This is a genomic window from Bradyrhizobium sp. 142, assembly GCF_023074015.1.
In the GTDB taxonomy this organism is placed as follows: Bacteria; Pseudomonadota; Alphaproteobacteria; order Rhizobiales; family Xanthobacteraceae; genus Bradyrhizobium.
The window spans coordinates 1-806 of the sequence record NZ_JADPKQ010000470.1 but is presented as its reverse complement, the minus strand read 5'-3'; the positions used below and the strand labels follow the sequence as shown (position 1 = coordinate 806).

Genomic DNA, 806 nt, shown 5'->3' with positions numbered 1-806 from the left:
GGCTGATCCACAACCCGCATCGGCACACACTTCCAGTCCGAGCCGTCGAGCAGCACGGAGAGCTGAGCATGAGATAGCGGCATGACGCCTTCCTTGATCGGCGGCCAGGTGAACTGCCCCTCGATTCTCTTGTAGTAAAGGACAAGCCCGCTTCCGTCCCAGGTCAGGATCTTCACGCGATCTCGGCGCTTGGAGCGGAAGATATAAAGTCCGCCGTCGAACGGATCGGCTCCAAACGCCTCGCTCACCAGCATCGCCAGCGAGTCCATGCCGCGACGAAAATCGACCGGCTGCGTCGCGATCCAGATCGACAACCCGGGTCGCAGCCCGATCATTGGCCAACCGTCCCGACTGCCGCCAGCACCTCGCACAGCGCCCGCCGGTCGACCGTCCCCCTGACACGGATGCGGACCGCGCCGACCTCGATCTCGATTGCCACCTGCTCTTCGCTCGACCGCAATTTACCCCCGCAGCTGGTGATCGCAACCGGCACAAAGCCAGGTGGCACCTCTCTCCATACCCACGCTCCGCGACCTTCGCCCGCGTTGTCTGACGACGCCACAGAAACAACAGGCTTGGGCTGATGTCGTGTCGCCGCGCCACCGCGGACACGCTTGCACCTGGCGCAAAACTCTCCGCGACAATCGCTGTCTTCGCATCGGCCGACCAGCGCCGTCGCCGGCCGGTCCCGGTGATGATCTCGACACGCTGCAGCGTGTCAGCAGAATCCTTGAGGATAGGCGCATGCCTATCCGTATCGCTATCCTTACGACTATCCTTAGACATGGTGGGAGACCTCGTCATGA

General features: G+C 62.8%; 2 protein-coding genes and 1 pseudogene. All 3 read right to left on the bottom strand.

The features are described from left to right. On the bottom strand, nt 1-335 hold a 335-nt coding region (gene tnpB / locus IVA82_RS42700; protein ID WP_247383058.1), incomplete at its 3' end, for an IS66 family insertion sequence element accessory protein TnpB. Next, nucleotides 332-508 (bottom strand): hypothetical protein, encoded by a 177-nt coding sequence (locus tag IVA82_RS42695; protein ID WP_247493893.1) that lies wholly within the window; start codon nt 506-508, stop codon nt 332-334. The genes tnpB and IVA82_RS42695, both read right to left, overlap by 4 nt. 44 nt (nt 509-552) lie before the next feature. Next, a pseudogene (locus IVA82_RS42690) lies at nt 553-714 on the bottom strand (transposase); the annotation flags it as partial. Nucleotides 715-806: the final 92 nt, after the last annotated feature.